Genomic DNA, 21,760 nt, shown 5'->3' on the forward strand with positions numbered 1-21,760 from the left:
TATCTTTTGCTGAAAAAGATCACGATGCCACCCAAAAATGTCATTTTTGAGAAGCTTTCTTCAGCACATCTTCAGGAGCTGCAAGCGTTAAGCCGAAGCACCTTTACCGATGCCTTTGGAGACCAGAACAATGCTGAAGATCTCCAGGCCTATCTCGATAGTGCTTTTAACGAAGAGCAGCTCAAAATTGAACTGCTCAACCCGCTTTCAGAGTTTTACTTTGCAAAACTGGAGGGCGAAACCGCAGGTTACTTCAAGATCAATTTAGGCGACGCTCAAACCGAATTTAAGGCCGAAGACGCTATGGAACTGGAGCGGATTTATATCAGAAAGGAGTTTCAGAATCAAAAAATAGGACAGAAGATCCTGGATAACGTGATAGAAATGGCCATTCAGCGAAAAATGAGGTATTTGTGGCTGGGAGTCTGGGAGCATAACCATCGCGGCATCAATTTCTACCTGAAAAATAAGTTTGAAGTTACCGGAAGTCATCCCTACATGGTGGGGAACGACCGGCAGACAGATAAAATCATGAAGCTTTTCTTCTGAAAACCTGAGGTGTCAAAAATGGCATTTTAACCCCGGCTTTTTAGACTTTTACATGGCACAGTTTCTGCATTTTAAGGGCGTGAGGAACTTTGTAACACATTTTACAGCGCTACTGGCTTTATTTTCGGTGGTAATCTCCTGTTCCAAAATGAACAAAGCAAGGGATTTCTTTACCACACCAACAGCAAGAGAACAGTATGAGCGGGATTTTGACAGTGACCCCGCAGCCTATGTTCAGTGGAAAAAGACTTTCGAAAATGCCCTTTTTGACAGTATAACTGTTACGCCTCCTTATTTTGAAGCAGGCAAGTTTACAGCCCCGCAAAATCATATCTACACCTACAATATTTCCCTCAATCCCGGAGAGCGGCTGCGTACACAGGTACAGACAGATTCCCTGAATCCACTTGTCTTTATAGATCTATACCGGCAGAAAACAGATTCGGTAGCGAGTTACGAGCACGTGAAATCGGCTGATTTTGGAGACACTGAAATTCAGTTTGAAACAGAACAACCCGGAATATATAAGATCCTACTTCAGCCGGAAATCAATTCCACTTCAGCATTTTCAATAAAGATATTTACAGAGCCTGTTTATTCCTTTCCGGTAGCCGATAGAGGCAACACCGCGGTACAGAGTATGTGGGGCGCCACGAGAGACGGAGGCCGAAGAAGCCATGAAGGAATTGACATTTTTGCCCCCAGAGGCACGCCTGTGGTTGCAGCCACTTCGGGCAGAGTATCTTCAACCGGGAACAAAGGCCTGGGCGGAAAACAAGTCTGGCTTCGCGACAGCAAGCGGGGAAATTCCCTGTATTATGCACATTTGGACAGCATTATTGCCCGTCCCGGAATGCGGGTAAAAGTGGGTGACACCCTGGGGCTTGTAGGAAATACGGGTAATGCACGTACCACTCCGCCGCACCTGCATTTCGGTGTTTATAAAGGCTATAGAGGCGCACAGGATCCCCTGCCCTACGTTTTCAAACCCTCACCTCCCAACGAATTTATTCCGAAGTTTAATAAGACATTCCTGCGGGCAACCGGTACGGCTAACCTGAGAAAAGGGCCTTCAACTAAAGCTGAAATTGGCAGCCGTGCCAACACAAATGACACGCTACAGTTTCTTGGGGAAACGACCGATTGGTATCACACCAGGCTTAAAGATGAAAATTTCTTCATCCATAAAAGCCTGGCGTCACCATTGTAAAAAGTTTAGTTATTCGAATTCCGGCTCCTGGAGCAGCCTGTTGATCTCATCGAGTTTAGGAGTGAGGATCACTTCGATCCTGCGGTTCTTAGCACGGCCTTCGGCAATGTCATTTGAAGCTACAGGCGCGTATTCTCCCCTTCCGGCTGCGGTAAGGTTTTCAGCATTAATCCCTGAATTCTCCAGTAACAGCTCAACTATAGCCGTAGCACGTTTTGTGGAAAGGTCCCAGTTATTGGTAAGCTGCCCACTCCCTTTGTAAGGAACATTATCTGTGTGCCCTTCAATAAGAACAGCGATATCGAGATTTTCAGCCAGTACAGAAGCCAGTTGTTGTACCGCTTTTCTTCCCTCTGCTCCCACTGCCCAGCTACCGGAGTTGAACAGGAGTTTATTTTCCATAGAAACATAAACTTTTCCATCTCTCTGTTCTACGGTAAGGCCTTTTCCTTCAAAATTGACAAGGGCCTTGGAAATGGCATTTTTGAGGGCATTCATTTTGGCGTCTTTTGCAGCGATCATACTCTCCAGTTCATCCACACGCTTAGAGCGGGCCGCAAGATCTTTCTGCAGTTTTTCTAACCTGTTCTTTTCCTGAAGCAAAGCTTCTTCTTTAGCATCAAGCTCGGCTAAAAGCTCACGATTTCTTCGGGAGTTTTCTGCGAGGGCCGAAGAGCTGTTTGCTTCAAGAGCATCATAAGAGGCTTTAAGTTTCTCATAGCTTGTTTTGGTGCTATTATACTCCTCCTGCAACCTGTCTCTTTCAGCTTTAGTTTGTTCATATTGTGCCTGTAAAGCTGCAAGATCATTTTCGTTTTGGCGGAACCGGGCTTCCAGATCATCAAATTCCCTGGAAAGTTCACTGTTATCTTCCTGCAATTGGGCATGCCTGTCTTCAAGGTCTTTGTACACTTTTGAAGAAACACAGGAAGAAAGTAAAACCGAGCTGCTCAAAAGAGCGAATAAGAGATTTTTTTTCATAAAATAGGGGTTTGGTTTAATCTAATTCAAGAAGAACGGGACAGTGGTCGCTATGTTGTGCATCGGGTAAAATAACGGCTCGCTTCAACCTGTCCTTTAGCGGCTCGCTCACCATGTTATAATCAATTCTCCATCCTTTGTTGTTTCCGCGGGCACCGGCACGGTAGCTCCACCACGAGTAATGCCCGGGTTCAGAATTAAAGTGCCTGAAGGAATCCACAAAACCACTCTTTATAAAATTGCCTATCCATTCCCTTTCTACCGGCAAAAATCCGGAGGTATTTTTAAGCCGTACAGGATCGTGAATATCTATTTCTTCATGACAAATATTGTAATCTCCACAAATCACGAGATTCGGAATTTTCTGCTTTAATTCATCAATATACTTCTGAAAATCGGCCATATACTGCAGTTTATGGTCGAGGCGGGCAATATTTGTTCCCGATGGCAAATACAGGCTCATTACCGAAACATCATCAAAATCTACCCTCACATTGCGGCCTTCAAAATCCATGTAATCTATCTCGGTGCCAAAAACCACATTTTTAGGCTCTTCTTTGCTCAAGATAGCAACACCGCTATAGCCTTTTTTTACAGCCGGATACCAGGAATTGTACTTGTACCCCAAATTCTCAAAAGGTTCATGATCAAACTGCTCGGGGGTAGCCTTTATTTCCTGCAGGCAAACCACATCGGCGTTAGTTGATTCCAGCCAGTCAATAAACCCTTTTTTAATGGCAGCTCTAATTCCGTTTACGTTGTAGGAAATTATTTTCATTCTTTACATTTTATGCTGTCAAAAATAGCATTTTTAAAGGGCCTTTAGAAAGAATGAAGTCAGACTTTTTTAACTACTGTACAATAATGCGTTTCACTTTACCCTCGTCTCGCGTTCCCATACGCACAAGATAAACTCCCGATGCGGCGTAAGACATATCAAGAGAATAAGAATAGGCTGTGGCCCCTTTTTTCACCATGGCCTCCACAAGTTTTTGCCCTAACATATCGTGCACGGTTACCCACAGCGGGCGTTGGTATGGCGTGGTAAAATTGAGGCTGAACATATCTTCTTCGGAAGAAGTGATCACAAAATCTCCCTGCTGTATTTCAGATTCTTTGATCCCATCTACCAGCACCACCGTATAATCTTCGGTAGTACCATATTGCATCACATTACAGGGGTCATTAAGATTTCCATCGTAACCAGGGCTAACGTCTCCTGCTCTTGCCCTTAGAATATGCTCTCCCAAAGTGGCATTTTCGGGAAGTGAGAATTCAAATACTGTAGGAGCCGAAGAGGAAGTTATGTCACCAGATCTCACCAGTTGCTCTTCAGGCTCAAAAACGGCGTTGTCATTAAAATCTATCCACATAGAGAATTCATTACTGCTATTAGACACCACTCCTACCTGGTGCACTTCCCGGGTAATGTCAAGTCTGGTAGAAATACCTAAAAAGTTGTTATAACCGTCGTCACAATAGATATTTTCATTGACAATCTCTTCCAAATAGAAGCTGTTAATACCATCTCCAAAGGCGCAGGAAGAACCCTGGGGAATACAATCGAGTTGAGCAATGGTCTCCACAGTCGCATCGTTGGCAGTATCACTGTCGTTTTTGAGAAAAGTAGACGCTACTATAGTGTACCTCCCGTTTGCTGAAAAATCGTACGGATTATTGAATGAATACGTGATTTGAGAATCTACTTCCAGTGTTTCGCTTACGGTTTCGGTCACAGGATTTCCGCCGTTTACCGTATAACCGACTTCAAAACCAGTTTGCGCTTCTCCTCCAAAATTCTCAATTACTACAGTAATATTTTCAGTTGCAAGGTTGGAGCCGGTTTCGGGATGTACAATTTGTGTGATTCCAATATCATTGGGCGGCAGGTTAGTAATTTCAACTTTTAAAGAATCGTTTTCGGGGTTCATATCTCCTTCCAGCGCTGTACTAACAAAAAGATCGTATGTTTCTCCGGAAGTGGAAAAGTCTATTTTTTCTGAAAAAGTAAATTCCGCCTGCTCTGTTGAAGGAATGGTACCGCTGAAGGTTTCCATTACCACCTCTTCATCGTTCACCTGGAAAGTCACAGGAAAATTCGATTGAGCTTCAGTTCCAAAGTTCCTTATGGTAACAGTGAGTTCTTCGCTAGCGGTAAGGCTTGAAGAGACAGGAGACGTGATTGCAGTTATCCCAACATCTTTTGCAAATTGAGGGGCCAGTTTAAACACGCCCACCCTGTTTAGACGCGATCCTGGCTGAAAATACTCTGCATTGTACCAAAATGTTTCATTATCAACAGGGTCAATACTGGTATGGGCATAATCTCCATATCTATTACTTTCACTAGCTGAAGTACTTTCCACAAGGGTCACCTCCTGTAGCGTCATTTTGTTGAGCGGATCGTTAAAATATCTTCCTGTAAATTTTAAAGTGGGTAGTATGGGCGATTCGGGACTGTCATTCACCAAAGTAAATCCCATTCCAATATTTCCATGTTTATCGATATTCATGCTTCCACACCAGCGGTCGCTATCATCGGGCGCATAAGTTCCCTCCTGATATATTTCCCACGCCTGGTTTTCTGCGTACTGCCTCAGTTCGTACCACCTTATCCCTGCGTGTTCTGCAATGCCGGGATCTACATCTACCACAAAGTTAAAAACTACAGAATTATGCGTGGCAAACCTTCGGTATGAAGTTGGATACATCAGGGCGCCCTGTAAGGCATCAAGTTCGGGTTTATTAAAAGGTTGAGATAAATTGGAAAAGCCTCCCCCGTCAAAAGTGCTTTTAAAAGGCGTGAGGCCTTCCGAAGGTGTTATTTCCTGTGCTTCCCTTATGGATGAATTTCCTATGTTATTCCAGTCTATATTGACCAGCCAGATTTTAAGATGATCTACATTAATCCCCATCCAGGAATCATCCTGAAAATAAATTATCGGCATATTTCCCGGTGGCGGCGGTTCACTACCGGTTGCATTAAAAGCCGCCGGACTGTAAAAGCCGTTGTTCCTCACGCCCGGAAGTGGAAAGCCCACATGCCTGGCTGCCTCTCCTCTTATCATTTTCTCCCTTTCCAGCACAAATACTACTTCACTAATTGCCGGGTCATCCAAATCCTGATTTGTAGTGACATAATAACCATCACTCCAAACAAAGAATTTTGGATAATCGGGAAAAGTACCTGTAGCAAACCTGTAAGTGTACCATCCGTCATTAACAGGATCCGGGCCTCTAGAAATAGCCACGAGCAATGCATTGGTGGGATCAACTTTATTCGGACAACCCTGGGTAGGATTATAAGGGCAGCCGGCAAATTGCGTGATGATGAACCTATCGGCAAATTGATCATAAAGCACAATGGGATCTCCCAGCCTTTCTCCTGAAAATTCCCCTCCCAGGGAAGCTATATCGGTAGGCGGCAAAAGCACATTCCCCTGCTTGTCAAAAACTGAAAAACCCGAATTGTAAGCATTAACGTAGTGATTTGGCCCGGCAGCTCCGGTAGGATCTGTAGGAGTATGAAAAAGATTGGCGGCATCAAAAGAAAGGATGGCCTGTTTCACTGGGATAGTTCCCTTCTTTTTCTGCAAAGCGGCGTCTACACCTTTAGGATATCCTTTTCCCGGCACCACCCTGTTTGCTGTACGGTTCTTCGGGTTTACTTCCTTCCTTTCACTTATGGCCGGGATTAGTTCTTTGGCAGAAAGAGGCGCAGAAAAAGATGGTTTTGCCACTCCCTGTGAGATTGGGCCTAATAGTTCCTTCTCCTGGGCAGAAACATGGAACCCCAGGAACAGAACGAGAAAAAGAAAAAAATAATTTTTCAGCATAAAGCAAACTTTGACCCAATAAATGTAATGATTTAGGATGAGCAGAAACAAAAAAAAGAACAATTCGGAGAGAATTGCTCTTTTTTTTAACTCATATTTAGATAGGAAAAAAGCTACTTTTTCATCCAGTGTTTAAAGTCGGTCTCTTCTGAGATCAATTTGGAGATCTCAGCAATAGGGATCCTTTTTTGCTCCATGCTGTCTCTGTACCTCACAGTCACCGTGCGATCTTCAAGAGAATCGTGATCTACGGTAATACACAGCGGTGTACCCGAAGCATCCTGCCGCCTGTACCTGCGCCCAATAGCATCTTTTTCATCATATTGTACATTGAAATCCCACTTCAGGTCTTCAATGATCTCCTGTGCCAGCTCGGGCAAGCCGTCTTTTTTCACGAGTGGCAACACAGCTGCCTTGACGGGTGCAAGTATTGCAGGTAGTTTAAGAACAGTACGTGAACTGCCATCTTTTAGCTCTTCTTCTTTTAATGAGGCCGAAAGTACAGCCAAAAACATCCTGTCAAGCCCTATTGAAGTTTCTATTACATAAGGCACATAATTTTCCTTAAGTTCAGGATCGTAAAAACGAAGCTTGCGCCCAGAGAATTCTTCATGTGCTTTCAGGTCAAAATCTGTACGAGAATGTATACCTTCAAGTTCCTTGAATCCAAAGGGGAAATTAAATTCAATATCTGTTGCGGCGTTGGCGTAATGGGCCAGTTTATCATGATCGTGGAAGCGATAGTTTTCTTCCCCAAGACCCAGTGAAAAATGCCATTTTTGACGCACCTCTTTCCAGTGTTCATACCATTTAAGCTCTTCTCCCGGCCTTACAAAATACTGCATCTCCATTTGCTCAAACTCCCTCATCCTGAAAATGAACTGCCTTGCGACTATTTCATTTCTAAAGGCTTTTCCTGTTTGTGCAATTCCAAATGGAATTTTCATCCTTCCGGTTTTCTGAACATTAGAAAAGTTCACGAAAATTCCCTGAGCGGTTTCAGGTCTCAGGTAGAGGTTTGATGCCGTTTCAGAAGAAGCTCCCAGTTTGGTGCCAAACATAAGGTTGAATTGCCTAACATCGGTCCAGTTCCTGGATCCGGTTTCAGGATCGGCAATGTCCAGCTCTTCAATTAATGCTTTTACATCCTTTAGATCTTCATTGGTAAGGGAGCGGCCAAGACGTTCCAGGATTTCCTTTCTTTCGTTCAAATACCGCTGTACCCGATCATTGGTGTTGACAAATTGCTCTTCATCAAAAGCTTCCCCAAAGCGTTTGCGCGCTTTTTCGATCTCCTTTTGTGCCTTCTGAAGAATTTTTTCAGCATGATCTTCAACCAGAACATCGGCCCGGTATCGCTTCTTAGAATCTTTATTGTCAATAAGAGGGTCATTAAAAGCATCAACGTGGCCTGATGCCTTCCAGGTAGTAGGATGCATTAGAATAGCGGCATCAATGCCTACTATTTCCTGGTGCAGCTGCACCATGCTTTTCCACCAGTATTCCCTGATATTCTTTTTTAGTTCTGCTCCGTTTTGACCGTAGTCATAGACTGCGCTAAGGCCGTCATAAATCTCGGATGATGCAAAGATATACCCATACTCTTTGGCATGGGATATTACATTTTTAAAAAGGTCTTCTTGTTTTGCCATAAAGCAAAAATAAAAAAACCGCCCCGATTCAAGCCAGGGCGGTAGGATTAATTAATTTTTTGTTTTACCTGAGACTAAATCCTGTAGCGCCTATCAAATTAGCACCTTCATAAACCAGCACTTTATAAGCACCTTCAATTAGGCGATCTGGATTTGTATTGGCTAACAGGCACACATCAAGTTCTTCATTTTCATAGTAGACTTTAGTGGCAGCACTATAAACCATCACCCCGCCGTCATGCTGCACGGCAATTTGATCTCCTACCAGTTCGTTATTGGGATTGTACACCTGCACATAGATGTTTTTATCTCCTGCCGCAGCCAGAGTGTTTGGCGTAATGGTGAAACAGGTCCTAATCTTATCTACTCTTCGGGTACGGTCATTTTCTATCAGCCTGCCGCTGTTTCTTTCAATAACACCTTCCCCTCTCAGGTTACTTAACTTCAGTTGAGCAGCCTTATCAATCTTTGAGGCCATAGTCTGAGTTTGAACCTGAAGCGAATCAGAAATCCTTGTTCTCTCCAGCAGCATGTTATTGGTACTGTCAATTTCAGTAATAAGCCTCTGGTTTTGATTGCTCAAACTGTCTACCACTCTAAACAATTGTTCCTTTTCGGCTTTAAGATTGCTCACTTCACGGCGGTAGCGTGAGATAAGAGCCAGGTTGGCTTCCATAACCTGTACAGAATCGCGCAGGGCTAATATCCTGTTTCTCGCTGCATTTAACTCAGAATCAAGACCTTCATTTTCAGCGATCGCCTCATCGTATTTCACAATTAAATCGTTAAGCTCTCCTTCTATCACAGCTTTTTCCTGCTGTAACAATTCCTGGTTCTCTTTCTCGTCATTATAAAATTTAATGGTATAAATACCCAATGCAACCAAAGCGACTGCCAACACCCCGGTAAGGATCTTTAAGGCATTATTACTCTTCTGGTCTGACATAACAAATGATTTTTAACGGTTTAGTTTTGTAAATTTAGGAGTTTTAATCAGGCTAAGACCAATTTGTTAACAAATGTTTCACGATTTCCTTAACCTTCTTTATCCCAAACTCTGTTATGGATGTGAATCTGGCCTGCGGGCTAATGAGTATATCCTCTGTACGTCTTGCCTTCACGGCTTACCGGTGACCAATCATCACCTGGAAAAAGACAATGTGGTTGAAAAGATTTTCTACGGAAGGATACCTGTTGAAAATGCCACTTCCCTCCTGTTATTTGAAAAGAAAGGTGTGGTGCAAAAGCTTATTCACAACCTGAAGTATCGCGGTCATGAAGAAATTGGCCCCTATTTAGGTACATGGCTGGGGAATGAACTCAAAGAATTACCGCAATGGCAGGAAACCACTATGGTCATTCCTGTACCACTCCACCGCAAAAAACTTAAAATAAGAGGCTTTAACCAGGTAGAGGGTTTTGGCCGGGAAATTGCCAGATCACTTGAAATCCCTTATCGTGATGACCTGTTACTAAAGATCACCTCCACAGAAACACAAACCATAAAAAAGAGGATTGCCCGCTGGGGCACAATAGAAGAAACCCTGGTTGTACAAAACCCATCTTCGCTGCAAAATGCCCACGTACTGCTGGTAGATGACCTGGTTACCACCGGTGCCACTCTTGAGGCCTGTGCTCACAAACTGCTCCAGGTTCCCAATGTGAAAATTAGCATAGCCACTATGGCCGTTACGCATTAGCGGCTTCAGGATTAAAAGAATAAATTGTTTCTTTGTAACAAATTTCGTTTTATGAAACGTGCCGGTGTAAACTTCCTGCTCATCCTTACCATTATTATCGCCTTTGCGGCCTGTGCAAAAAGAGGTACGCCCGATGGCGGCCCTCGTGATATGGAGCCTCCCAGATATGTGAGGGCAAGGCCGGAGAATTTTACCACCAGTTTTAATTCCGATGAAATAAGGATACATTTCAATGAATACATTAAGCTGTCAAACCCGCAGCAACAAATAATTATTTCACCGCCAATGGATCCGCGGCCCGAGATCACTCCTTTGGGAACGGCCAGCAAATCTATCCGCATAAAAATTAATGACACTTTAGAACCCCGCACTACCTATACTATTAACTTCGGAAGAAGCATTACAGACAACAATGAGTCTAACCCGCTTAGTTTTTTCACCTACGCCTTTTCTACGGGGCCTTATATTGATTCCCTTTCCCTGAGAGGCAGCGTGAAGGATGCAATTCTTCGGGCGCCCGACCCATTTATCTCGGTGATGCTTTATGAAGTAGATTCGACTTATTCAGATTCTGTGATCTACACCCGGGTGCCCCGATATGTTACCAATACCCTTGACAGTGCAACCACTTTTCAGCTAAACAATATTAAACAGGGCACTTATCAACTGGTGGCCATGCGTGATGTGAACAACAATTACACTTTTGAACCGCGTACAGACAAGGTGGCATTTGCAGATGAATACATCACGATTCCCACAGATGAGGAATTCGACCTCACGCTGTTTTCCGAAATACTTGAAGGAAAATTTGAAAGGCCCCAGGTAAAGGCTCAACAGCACCTCATTTTTGGATATACAGGATTAGTAGTGGCCGACAGTATTTCAATTACCCCATTTGATGTACCTGCCGATTTTGAAGACAGGATCACTAAAGATCCTGTGACCGATACGCTGCATTACTGGTACAAACCTTTTGCAGAACGCGACACGTTAAAATTCCTTGTGGAAACCCCACGGGTGAGCGACACAGTTATTGCCCGGCTGCGAAAGGCAAAACGGGACACCTTGCTTTTTAGTGTAGAACCTCAGTCAACGCTTGGTTTTCAGGAAGATCTAAAAATAATTCCCACAGTGCCCCTCGATGAGGTAAACGACTCCCTTATAAACCTTACCAGGAGCGACAGTATCGCGGTGCCCTTCACAGGAACTTATGACAGGTGGAATAATGTGTACAGACTTTCTTTTGAAAAATCTGAAAAACAAAAATACCAACTCACGGCACTGCCGGGCGCTTTTAAAGATTTCTTCGGAAGGCAGAGCGACACCATCACGGCCCAGGCCTCAACGCCTGCCCTGGCCGATCGCGGAAATGTGATTGTTAACCTCACAGGAGTTGAATCTTTTCCGGTTATTGTGCAGGTCACGACAGAAAAAGGGGAAGTCATCGCCGAAAAGTATTCTACCGGCACTAATGTAATCAACTTCAACAACCTTAAACCCGGGAATTACCTGTTAAGGCTCATCTACGATCGCAATGAAAATAATACTTGGGATACAGGAAGTTTCTTAAAAAGAAAGCAGCCCGAAACTGTAGTGTATTACCCCGAGCCTATAAACGTGAGGGCAAACTGGGATGACAACTACACCTTTGATGCCAGCCCTGCAGCAATTATTCCTCCTCCAGATCTATAATAGTAAACCGGTCGCGGTCCTGTAAGAACTTCAGCTGGGAACGGGTGTCTTTTAAATCCTGTTTATTGAGCTTTACAAGCTCGGTAAATTCAGTTTCCTGCAGGTTTGAAGAGATCTGTTTTCCGAGGCAATCATAAACAGCCGAGTGCCCCACGTAATTGAGGTCGCTCCCATCCCGGCCTACGCGGTTAAGGCCAATGCAGTAGCTCATATTTTCAATGGCCCGGGCTTTTAAAAGAGCATCCCATGCTACAACCCGGGCTGCAGGCCAGTTAGCCACGTAAATAAGCAAGTCATAACCTTCGGTATTGCGGGCCCACACGGGAAAGCGAAGGTCGTAGCACACCAGCGGACAAATCTTCCAACCCTTGTACTCAACAATAAGCCTTTCACGCCCCGAAGCATAGGTTTCGTCTTCTTTGGCCAGGGTGAAGGTATGCCGCTTATCATATTTTTGAGAAGAACCATCAGGATAAACAAAATACAGGCGGTTGTAGAAATTGCCTCCGTCAGAAATGATGAGGCTACCGGTAACAGCTGCATCTTTTTCCGAAGCCATTTTTTGCATCCACTTAAAGGTAGGGCCCTTGTCGGGTTCAGCAAGATTTGCGGCATTCATAGAGAAGCCGGTAGAGAACATTTCGGGCAGGATAATAAGATTGGTTTCCTGCGGAAGCTCTTTTATTTTCCTTTCAAAAAGGGCTTTATTGTCTTCGATTTTCTCCCATTCCAGGTTCGCCTGAAGGAGTGCGGTGTTTAAAATTTCTGCCATATGTAAAGGTATAAAAATGCATTTTCCCCTGCTAAATGCATGTTAAATGGTTGCATTGACGGGCGAAGTTGAATAGTTTTAAAAAGAAAAAATTAAAGCTATGAGTTTACAATCATTTTTTGAAAAAGATTCCTTCCCATCGAACACCTCCCGCGGAATCCTTGCCGGTTTCGTGGCCGGACTTGTAGGAACTGCTGTAAAAGCAGGCGTAGAACGCTTCCTGGAGGTACGAAAGATCGACCAGCGATCGGCCCAGATCAAGGTGATGGATAAGTTCTCAACAAAACTGATAGGCTCTCCTATAAAGCTCGAAAATGAAGGTATTGTGGAACAACTGGTCAACCTGCCCCTGGGTGCCACTGTAGGTGCCATTTATGGCTACGGAAAAAGGGACAAAGACCAGATGAACATGCTTGACGGTGCAATTTTAGGTGCCACCACCTGGGCGTCAACCCACGAAACAAGTCTGCCGCTCATGGGCCTTGACGAGAGCCCCGAAAAAGTGCCATTTAAGACACAGGCACATGAGCTAATTGCCCATGTTGTTTTTGGGGTAACTACCGAAATTGTACGGTCTTATATCAATGACAGCCTTAGAAAACATCAGGAAGAATAATCTCTATTTGACCTTTTTGAGGATTTCTGCGGCCTTTGCCAGGGTGTCATCGGTCTTGGCAAAGCAGAACCTCAACTGCCGGTGATCTTCTTTCCCTTTGTTAAAAACTGAAACCGGGATACTTGCCACACCAAATTCCGTAATGAGCCTGCGGGAGAAATCCACGTCGGGCTCATTTGTTATTTCGGAATAATCCAGAAGCTGAAAGTAAGTTCCTTTTGAAGGAACAGCTTTAAAAGCAGTGTCTTTAATGAGGTGCAGAAATTTATCCCTTTTCTCCTGATAAAAATCCCTGAGCCCGAGGTAATGTTGAGGGGTTTTGAGGTACTCGGCGAATGCTCTCTGGGTGGGATGATGTACGCAGAAGACATTAACTTCCATCACCTTCCATATTTCGGCCATAAGTTCTTCGGGGGCTACACAATAACCCATCTTCCAGCCGGTGTTGTGAAAAGTCTTTCCAAAAGAGGCACACACAATTGCCCTTTTTGAGAGGTTAGGAAAAGACGAGGCGCTGTAATGTTTAGCTTCATCAAAAATGATATGCTCATAGACCTCATCACTCAAAAGAATGACATCTGTACCTTCTAAAAGAGCTTCCAGCTGTTGCATTTCTTCTTTGCTGAAAACATTTCCGCTGGGATTGTGGGGCGTGTTGATAATGAGCATCCGGGTCTTTGGAGTGATCTTCTGTTTGATCTCATCAACATTGAACTTATACCCTTTTCCTTGGAGCTGTACCAGCACCGGAATGCCACCATTCAGCTTAATAGCGGGTTCATAAGAATCATAAGCCGGTTTAAGCACTATAACTTCATCGCCGGGGTTCACAAAGGCTGTAATCGCAAGGAATAAAGCCTGGGTAGCCCCATCGGTTACCGTAATCTCTGTATTTTTATCATACTTTTTACCGTGCAGGCTCTCAATCTTATCGGCAATCTGCTCCCGAAGAGGCATAATTCCTGCAAGCGGCGCATATTGGTTATACCCATCGAGCATAGCATTATAAACAAGCTCTTTGAGTTGCCTGTCGGTTTCAAAATTGGGGTAACCCTGCGAGAGGTTGACAGCATCATGTTCAAATGCCATTTTTGACATCACAGAAAAAATACTTGTTTCGTGCTTCGGAAGTTTGGAAGATATATTGCTGACTCCTGCCATTAGTTTTTTCAATAAGTTCCAAAAAAAATCCCGAACTGCAAAGTCCGGGATCTTCAGAAATATAAGGTGTCAAAAATGTTATTTTACGCTGGCTCTTAAGTACTCCCTGTTCATACGGGCAATGTTCTCAAGAGATATTCCTTTAGGGCATTCTATTTCACAAGCCCCGGTGTTGGTACAGTTACCAAAACCTTCCTTGTCCATTTGCTCTACCATAGCAAGCACACGACGATCGGCCTCAACTTCTCCCTGGGGCAATAAAGCCATCTGGCTTACCTTGGCCGAAGTAAATAGCATGGCACTCGCATTTTTACATGCTGCCACACAGGCCCCGCATCCAATACAGGTTGCCGCATAAAATGCTGCATCTGCTTTATCTTTTGCAATTGGAATAGAGTTCGCATCCTGGGTATTCCCTGAAGTATTCACAGAGACATATCCTCCTGCCTGCTGAATTCTTTCAAAAGAAGAACGGTCTACAACCAAATCTTTGATCACAGGAAAGGCCTTTGCACGGAAAGGTTCAATAGTGATGGTATCTCCATCTTTGAACATTCTCATGTGCAACTGGCAGGTAGTAACACCCCTATCTGGGCCATGAGGCTCTCCATTGATTTGCAAGCTACAGGTTCCGCAGATTCCTTCACGGCAATCGTGATCAAAGACCACCGGCTCTTCTCCTTTGTCAATCAACTCCTGGTTTAGGACATCGAGCATCTCCAGAAAAGACATATCGGGTTCCACGCCTCCCAATTGGTAGGTTTGGATTGCCCCTTTTGAAGTGGCATCTTTTTGACGCCATATTTTTAGTGTAAGATTCATTTTTTATAGTATTGAGTATTGAGTATGGAGTATTGAGAACGTGAAAATCTCACTTCTCAATACTAACTTCTCAATTCTATTTATAGCTTCTCGTTTTAACTTCAATATTTTCGTAGACCAGGTCTTCTTTATGTAAAACTGCATCTGCAGGTTCTCCCGTGTATTCCCAGGCGGCTACATACATAAAGTTCTCATCATCACGAAGGGCTTCCCCCTCTTCGGTTTGGAATTCTTCCCTAAAGTGACCTCCGCAAGATTCTTCCCTGTGAAGTGCATCTTTGGCAAAAAGCTCTCCCAGCTCAAGGAAATCGGCTACCCTTCCGGCTTTTTCAAGCTCGGGGTTCATGCCGTCAACGATTCCCGGAACACGTACATCTTTCCAGAATTCTTCTCTCAAAGCTTTAATTTCGGAAATAGCTTCTTTCAATCCTGTTGCATTACGCGACATACCAACTTTATCCCACATGATCTTTCCAAGTCGCTTGTGGAAATAATCAACAGACTTTGTTCCTTTTGTATTTACAAAACGCTCCAGTTGCTCACGGATCTTTCTCTCGGCTTCATCAAATTCGGGAGAATCGGTTGGGATCTTTCCGGTTCTAATGTCGTTGGCGAGATAATCTCCCATGGTGTATGGAAGTACAAAATACCCGTCGGCAAGTCCCTGCATCAAAGCCGAAGCTCCAAGGCGGTTAGCACCGTGATCGGAGAAGTTCGCTTCCCCGGCAGCATAAAGTCCGGGAACTGTAGTTTGCAGGTTGTAGTCAACCCAAAGACCTCCCATTGTATAGTGAACGGCAGGATAGATCTTCATTGGGGTTTCGTACGGATTCTCATCTACGATCTTCTCGTACATTTGGAAAAGGTTTCCGTATTTAGCTTCAACCACAGCTTTTCCAAGCTCCCGAATCTGCTCTTCGGAAGCATTCTCTATTTTTTGTGTAGAAACCGCCTCTCTTCCGTAGCGCATAAAAGCAGCACTAAAGTCAAGATAAACAGCTTCTCCTGTTTTATTTACTCCGAAACCGGCATCACAACGCTCTTTTGCAGCTCTGGAAGCCACATCTCGAGGTACCAGGTTACCAAACGCAGGATAACGTCTTTCAAGGTAGTAATCTCTGTCTTCTTCGGCCAGTTGGGTAGGCTTCAGCCTTCCTTCCCGAATAGCTTTAGCATCTTCCAGTTTCTTCGGAACCCATATCCTACCATCATTCCGAAGGGATTCAGACATCAGGGTTAATTTAGACTGATGATCTCCGGAAACCGGAATACAGGTTGGGTGGATTTGCGTGAAACAAGGGTTGGCAAAGAACGCTCCTTTTTTGTGCACTTTCCAGGCGGCAGTAACATTACTTCCCATCGCATTGGTAGAAAGATAAAACACGTTACCGTATCCTCCTGAAGCAATTACCACAGCATGTGCACTGTGTCTTTCAATTTCACCGGTCACCAGGTCACGGGCAATGATACCACGGGCTTTTCCATCTACAAGCACCACATCAAGCATTTCATGACGGGTGTAAGATTTAATTTTTCCGCGGTTAATTTGACGGTTCATGGCCGAATAGCAACCTAAAAGTAACTGCTGCCCGGTTTGACCTTTTGCGTAAAAGGTACGGGAAACCAGTACCCCACCAAAAGAGCGGTTATCGAGCAATCCACCGTATTCACGTGCAAAGGGAACCCCCTGAGCTACACACTGGTCGATAATGTTACCGGAAACTTCAGCCAAACGATAAACGTTCGATTCCCGGGCACGGTAATCTCCTCCTTTAACAGTATCGTAGAAAAGACGGTAATCTGAATCCCCGTCTCCCTGATAGTTCTTTGCTGCGTTAATTCCTCCCTGTGCGGCAATAGAGTGCGCACGGCGTGGAGAATCCTGATAGCAGAATGTCTTTACGTTATATCCCAGCTCTGCTAAAGTAGCGGCTGCGCTACCCCCGGCAAGACCTGTACCAACTACAATGATGTCAATATTCCGTTTGTTGGCGGGATTGACAAGATTGATTTTATTTTTATGATTGACCCACTTATCGGCCAACGGCCCCTGTGGTACTTTAGAATCTAATACTCCCATAGCTTATATTTTTTCGAGTACAAAATAGATGTAAAACGGAATGATAGCGAACAACAGTGGCACTATAACAGAAAAGGCCACTCCGGTCTTCCGCACAAAATTATTGTACTTGGGGTGATTTACTCCCAAAGACTGGAATCCGCTGCCAAACCCGTGATACAGGTGGAAACCAATAGCAATCATGGAAATAAGATAAATGATAGCCCAGATAAGACCCATTTCAGCATCCTGAAAGGTCATGATCGTAAGCGTGTAAAGGTCTTTCACAGTCTCCCCATTGGCAGTTTGATAAACAGTGTCATCCAAACCTCCAAATTTCATCTCTCCCCAAAAGTTGATTAAGTGGATCACGATGAACGCAAGGATCACTGTTCCAAGAACTCCCATGTTTCTTGAAGACCATTTTGAGTTTGTAGCCGGTTTAAAGCTCGCGTAACCCTGAGGGCGTGCTTTGCGGTTATTCACTGTAAGAACGATCCCATCAATGACGTGAAAAAGTATACTCGCAAAAGTTACTATAGACAGCACCCTAACAATAGGATTGGTGGTCATGAAAAGCGCGTATTCATTGAATTGATCTCTCGCACCCTCTCCCGTAGCCAACAGCTGCAGGTTTCCCGCAAGGTGGCCTACCAGGAATAAACATAGAAACAGGCCTGTGAAAGCCATCCAGTACTTTTTAGCAAGCGATGACTTTAATAGCGCAGATTTTGCCATAAAATTTGTGATTATTTTTAATAAAGTAAAAGCAAAAATACGCTCTTTCACTTCATTAGCAAACATTCACCTCCAATTACGCTTTATTTAGAACAAATATAAAGAAGCTGCAAAAGGCTGTTATTTAAAGGAATGAATACCTAAAACCCTACTACAGCGACAGGAGCTCAAACGTTTTTTTAAAACTATAAGCAATTTTGCCCTAAAATGAATTGATCAAATCAACGAGTCGGCCGTGTTTTCCACCGCTGCTCGGTTTAAATTTTTTAAATTTGTTGCACACACTAAATAATACCCATGAAATATCACCAAATAGACCGCAAACTATTCATAAAAAACAGGAAGAATTTTGCTGAAAAGATGCAACCTAAAAGCCTTGCTGTTTTCAACTCCAACGACATTTACCCAATTGGGGCAGACAGCACCATGCCGTTCCAGCAGGCCAGAGACCTTTTCTACTTAAGTGGAGTAGATCAGGATAAAAGCATACTTGTGATTTTTCCCGATGCGCCTTCAGAAAAGCACAGGGAAATGCTCTTCCTCACCGAAACCAATGATCACATTGCTGTTTGGGAAGGCGAAAAACTTACCAAAGAAAAAGCACTTAAAGTATCAGGTATCAAAAATGTCTTTTGGCTCAAAGATTTTGAAAAAGTATTCTTTGAAGTAATGACCCAGTGTGACACTGTGTACTTCAACACCAACGAACATTACCGTGCAAATGTGGAGACTGAAACCCGCGAAGCCAGGTTTATAAAATGGTGCAAGCAGCAATTTCCTGCTCACCGTGTAGCAAAGAGCAACCCTATCCTGCAGCGATTGCGTTCTGTAAAAGATCCTATAGAACTCGATCTTATGCAGCAAGCCTGTAATATTACTGAAAAAGCCTTCCGCAGAGTGCTTAATTTCGTAAAACCGGGCGTGTGGGAATATGAGATTGAAGCCGAATACTGGCACGAGATGATCCGCAACCGCTCTAAAGGTTTCGCCTACACACCAATTATTGCCAGCGGAAATAACGCTAATGTTCTCCACTACATCGAAAACAACCAGCAGTGTAAGGAAGGGGAACTGATCCTTCTGGACACAGGTGCTGAATATGCCAATTATGCCAGCGACCTTACCAGGACTATTCCTGTTTCCGGAAGGTATACAAAACGCCAAAAAGAAGTTTACAACGCCGTAAACCGCGTTAAGAACAACGCTACAAAAATGCTTGTTCCCGGTGCCGATTGGGCCGAATACCACAAAGAAGTGGGCAAGCTCATGACATCTGAATTACTGGGCCTCGGGTTACTTGATAAAGCCGATGTTCAAAATGAAGATCCTGAATGGCCGGCATACAAGAAATATTTCATGCACGGTACTTCTCATAATATCGGACTTGACACGCATGACTACGGATTACTTTACGAGCCCATGCAGGCAAACATGGTCTTTACCGTAGAACCCGGAATTTATATCCCAGATGAAGGCTTCGGAATTCGTCTTGAAGACGATGTGGTGATCCAGGAAAAAGGAGAACCTTTCAACCTTATGAGAAACATCCCGATAGAAGCCGATGAGATTGAAGAGATCATGAACTCTTAGAATCCCACGTTGCAAATTATGATTCAAAGCCACGAATGCACAAATAACCAGTGAATTCGTGGCTTTTTAAATATATAAGTTAAACGCCAATAGCTATAAACTTCAACCAGATGAAGATAAAATTTCAGGAAACAGAGATCCATTATTCAATAGTAGGAGAAGGCGAAACTACGGTACTGCTGCACGGATTTTTAGAATCTTCGGAAATCTGGGAAGACTTCCTGCCCGGGTTCTCGAAATACGGCAGAATTATTTGCATTGACCTGCCGGGGCATGGAAAATCGGGCGTTATTTCTGAAGTTCACAGCATGGAATTGATGGCTGAAGCTGTTTATGCCGTACTGCAAGCCACAGGTGTCAAAAAGGGCAATTTTATAGGTCATTCTATGGGCGGTTATGTGGCTTTGGCGTTCCTGGAGCAACATCCTGAAATGGTTCAGGATCTTATGCTGCTCAATTCTACCCCACAGGCCGATAACGAAGAGAAAAAAGAGATCAGGGACCGCTCTGTTGAATTGGCACAGCGAAATAAAAAGGCCTACATCAGCATGGCTATCAACAACCTGTTATCACCCCGCAATACAGCATCATTTTCCGAAGAAATTGACGAACTCAAAGATAAAGCTATGGGTTTTCCAACAGAAGGGATCACTGCAGCTCTAAAAGGCATGAAAATACGTTCAGAAAAAATTGAAGTTCTTAAAAATTACAGCGGACAAAAAATTATAGTAGCCGGCAGCGAAGATCCCCTGGTTAACATTTCTGAATTAAGAAATCTTGCCGTAGACTGTGGCTGCAAATTTTTCCAGTTTTCGGGAGGCCATCTTTCTTACATCGAGAATAAAGAACAATTCTGGGAATTGTGCATTTCATCGAAAAATTGAGGTATTTAACTGATTTTCAGGAAAGTTTTATTACATTCCTACTTTGAAATTACCCTGAAAAACCCTATAAATGGAAAATAAAATCCCTCGTTTGTTTTCTCCCAATGCCTGGATATGCGCAGTTTTTAGCCATAACTTTACGGTTTCACAAAGGATAACCGATCATATCAAAGAGTACAAATGCACCCGTTGCGGACTGGAAATGACCGATACCGCCCACGGCTTTATTGCTAAACTCACTCCTAAATTCCGGGAAACCAACGCTTATATTGCAAAGATCCACAAACGCAGACGTTCGAGAAAAATTTTTACTGAAAAAGACCTTTCCAGGGCTTCTTAGCCCTCTTTATTCATGGCATTCCAGCCCCGGGCAATCAACGCTATCTTCTGGTTGGCACGGGTAACCAAATGCATACCTTCACTTTGTTGGGTCATATGCCCAATCACCGTAAAATTAGGATTCCCCTTAATCTTGTCGTAGTCATTTTGATCTATAGTAAACAGCAGCTCATAATCTTCGCCACCACTTAAAGCAATGGTGGTACTGTCTAGCTGAAATTCTTCACACACAGAAATCACAGCCGGATCTAACGGAATTTTCTCTTCGAATAAATTAACTCCTGTTCCGGAATTTTTACACAAATGAATGGTTTCAGAAGAAAGACCATCGCTAATATCTATCATTGAAGTCGGCTGAAGGTCAAGCGCTTTGAACAAAGGCGGGATGTCCTGACGGGCTTCAGGTTTAAGCTGACGTTCAATGAGGTAAGTATAAGGATCAAGATCGGGCTGTGAATTAGGGTTCACCTTAAAGACCTGCTTTTCCCTTTCGAGTACCTGCAAGCCCATATATGCGGCACCAAGATCTCCTGTAACCACCAACAAATCATTTTCTTTGGCTCCACTCCTGTACACCACCTCTTCTTCCTTTGCAGCACCCAGCGCGGTAACGCTAATCACCATCCCCGAATTTGAAGAAGTAGTATCGCCTCCCACCACGTCTACTTTGTAGAGTTTTGCAGCGAGCTCAATGCCCGAATAAAGTTCTTCAAGAGCTTCTACAGGAAAACGATTAGAAACAGCAATAGAAATGGTTATTTGACGGGCCTTTGCGTTCATCGCATACAAGTCGGACAAATTGACCATTACCGCCTTGTAGCCTAAATGCTTCAGCGGCATGTAAGCCAGGTCAAAATGCACACCTTCCACAAGAAAATCAGTAGTAACCACTACCTTCTCATCTTTAAAATCGAGCACTGCCGCATCATCCCCAATGCCTTTAATAGTGTTTTCGGGGGTGATCCCAAAGTTTCGGGTTAGGTGATCAATAAGTCCAAATTCACCATATTCTGAAAGGCTTGTTCTGCTTTCGTTACTGTTTTCAAACATAATCCTGTTACATGAGTTTTCGCAAAATTAAGGCTTAAATGTTCATTTAAAGAAAGATGTCTTCAAAAAGCCATTTTTGGCAGGTAAAGAATTAAAAATATTTTTCTTT

At 43.8% G+C, this 21,760-nt stretch carries 19 protein-coding genes; 8 read left to right on the forward strand and 11 right to left on the reverse strand.

Annotation, left to right across the window (positions count from 1 at the left end; all coding sequences use genetic code 11):
- Positions 1 to 24 precede the first annotated feature (24 nt).
- A complete protein-coding gene (locus V5739_RS06260) occupies positions 25 to 549 on the forward strand; it encodes a GNAT family N-acetyltransferase (RefSeq protein ID WP_423820069.1) in 525 nt (174 codons plus the stop codon).
- 52 nt (positions 550 to 601) lie between these two features.
- Positions 602 to 1,759: a peptidoglycan DD-metalloendopeptidase family protein gene (locus V5739_RS06265; protein ID WP_423820070.1), complete on the forward strand. Its 1,158-nt coding sequence runs from the start codon at positions 602 to 604 to the stop codon at positions 1,757 to 1,759.
- Positions 1,760 to 1,768: 9 nt separating this feature from the next.
- Here the strand turns inward: V5739_RS06265 and V5739_RS06270 are convergent, their stop codons facing one another.
- From V5739_RS06270 to V5739_RS06290, 5 genes are all read right to left on the reverse strand, one after another.
- Positions 1,769 to 2,740: an OmpA family protein gene (locus V5739_RS06270; protein ID WP_423820071.1), complete on the reverse strand. Its 972-nt coding sequence runs from the start codon at positions 2,738 to 2,740 to the stop codon at positions 1,769 to 1,771.
- A gap of 16 nt (positions 2,741 to 2,756) precedes the next feature.
- Positions 2,757 to 3,518 (reverse strand): exodeoxyribonuclease III, encoded by a 762-nt coding sequence (locus tag V5739_RS06275; RefSeq protein ID WP_423820072.1) that lies wholly within the window; start codon positions 3,516 to 3,518, stop codon positions 2,757 to 2,759.
- Positions 3,519 to 3,591: 73 nt separating this feature from the next.
- The gene (locus tag V5739_RS06280; protein ID WP_423820073.1) at positions 3,592 to 6,576 is read right to left on the reverse strand and encodes a GEVED domain-containing protein; all 2,985 of its coding nucleotides are present in this window, start codon (positions 6,574 to 6,576) and stop codon (positions 3,592 to 3,594) included.
- 113 nt (positions 6,577 to 6,689) lie between these two features.
- Positions 6,690 to 8,228, reverse strand: a complete 1,539-nt coding sequence (locus V5739_RS06285; RefSeq protein ID WP_423820074.1) for a glycine--tRNA ligase — start codon at positions 8,226 to 8,228, stop codon at positions 6,690 to 6,692.
- Positions 8,229 to 8,292: 64 nt separating this feature from the next.
- The gene (locus V5739_RS06290) at positions 8,293 to 9,174 is read right to left on the reverse strand and encodes a hypothetical protein (RefSeq protein ID WP_423820075.1); all 882 of its coding nucleotides are present in this window, start codon (positions 9,172 to 9,174) and stop codon (positions 8,293 to 8,295) included.
- A 73-nt stretch (positions 9,175 to 9,247) separates the two neighbouring features.
- Between V5739_RS06290 and V5739_RS06295 the strand changes: the two genes are divergently transcribed.
- Positions 9,248 to 9,928 (forward strand): ComF family protein, encoded by a 681-nt coding sequence (locus tag V5739_RS06295; RefSeq protein WP_423820076.1) that lies wholly within the window; start codon positions 9,248 to 9,250, stop codon positions 9,926 to 9,928.
- 51 nt (positions 9,929 to 9,979) lie between these two features.
- A complete protein-coding gene (locus tag V5739_RS06300; RefSeq protein WP_423820077.1) occupies positions 9,980 to 11,620 on the forward strand; it encodes an Ig-like domain-containing protein in 1,641 nt (546 codons plus the stop codon).
- Here the strand turns inward: V5739_RS06300 and V5739_RS06305 are convergent.
- Positions 11,598 to 12,392 (reverse strand): amidohydrolase, encoded by a 795-nt coding sequence (locus V5739_RS06305; protein WP_423820078.1) that lies wholly within the window; start codon positions 12,390 to 12,392, stop codon positions 11,598 to 11,600. The two genes, V5739_RS06300 and V5739_RS06305, sit on opposite strands and share 23 nt — an antisense overlap.
- A 100-nt stretch (positions 12,393 to 12,492) precedes the next feature.
- Between V5739_RS06305 and V5739_RS06310 the strand changes: the two genes are divergently transcribed.
- Complete coding sequence (locus V5739_RS06310; protein ID WP_266070034.1) at positions 12,493 to 13,008, forward strand: DUF1440 domain-containing protein; 516 nt, start codon at positions 12,493 to 12,495, stop codon at positions 13,006 to 13,008.
- Between the two features lie 3 nt (positions 13,009 to 13,011).
- Here V5739_RS06310 and V5739_RS06315 read toward each other — a convergent pair whose 3' ends face one another.
- The 4 genes from V5739_RS06315 to V5739_RS06330 form a co-directional block, all read right to left on the reverse strand.
- Positions 13,012 to 14,169 (reverse strand): methionine aminotransferase, encoded by a 1,158-nt coding sequence (locus V5739_RS06315; RefSeq protein WP_423820079.1) that lies wholly within the window; start codon positions 14,167 to 14,169, stop codon positions 13,012 to 13,014.
- A gap of 78 nt (positions 14,170 to 14,247) precedes the next feature.
- On the reverse strand, positions 14,248 to 14,991 hold the full coding sequence (locus V5739_RS06320; protein ID WP_423820080.1) for a succinate dehydrogenase/fumarate reductase iron-sulfur subunit: 744 nt from the start codon (positions 14,989 to 14,991) through the stop codon (positions 14,248 to 14,250).
- 76 nt (positions 14,992 to 15,067) lie between these two features.
- Positions 15,068 to 17,071, reverse strand: coding sequence for a fumarate reductase/succinate dehydrogenase flavoprotein subunit (locus V5739_RS06325; protein ID WP_423820081.1), 2,004 nt, complete (start codon positions 17,069 to 17,071; stop codon positions 15,068 to 15,070).
- A 3-nt stretch (positions 17,072 to 17,074) separates the two neighbouring features.
- The gene (locus V5739_RS06330; RefSeq protein ID WP_423820082.1) at positions 17,075 to 17,788 is read right to left on the reverse strand and encodes a succinate dehydrogenase cytochrome b subunit; all 714 of its coding nucleotides are present in this window, start codon (positions 17,786 to 17,788) and stop codon (positions 17,075 to 17,077) included.
- 297 nt (positions 17,789 to 18,085) lie between these two features.
- On the opposite strand from V5739_RS06330, the gene V5739_RS06335 reads away from it, so the two are divergent.
- From V5739_RS06335 to V5739_RS06345, 3 genes are all read left to right on the forward strand, one after another.
- On the forward strand, positions 18,086 to 19,378 hold the full coding sequence (locus V5739_RS06335) for an aminopeptidase P N-terminal domain-containing protein (RefSeq protein ID WP_423820083.1): 1,293 nt from the start codon (positions 18,086 to 18,088) through the stop codon (positions 19,376 to 19,378).
- Positions 19,379 to 19,488: 110 nt separating this feature from the next.
- Positions 19,489 to 20,262, forward strand: a complete 774-nt coding sequence (locus tag V5739_RS06340) for an alpha/beta fold hydrolase (protein ID WP_423820084.1) — start codon at positions 19,489 to 19,491, stop codon at positions 20,260 to 20,262.
- 70 nt (positions 20,263 to 20,332) lie between these two features.
- Positions 20,333 to 20,602, forward strand: a complete 270-nt coding sequence (locus V5739_RS06345; protein ID WP_423820085.1) for a hypothetical protein — start codon at positions 20,333 to 20,335, stop codon at positions 20,600 to 20,602.
- Here V5739_RS06345 and thiL read toward each other — a convergent pair.
- Positions 20,599 to 21,651: a thiamine-phosphate kinase gene (gene thiL / locus V5739_RS06350; protein WP_423820086.1), complete on the reverse strand. Its 1,053-nt coding sequence runs from the start codon at positions 21,649 to 21,651 to the stop codon at positions 20,599 to 20,601. The two genes, V5739_RS06345 and thiL, sit on opposite strands and share 4 nt — an antisense overlap.
- Positions 21,652 to 21,760: the final 109 nt, after the last annotated feature.

Origin of the sequence: Salinimicrobium sp. TIG7-5_MAKvit (genome assembly GCF_049569215.1) — a bacterium.
GTDB lineage: Bacteria > Bacteroidota > Bacteroidia > Flavobacteriales > Flavobacteriaceae > Salinimicrobium > Salinimicrobium profundisediminis.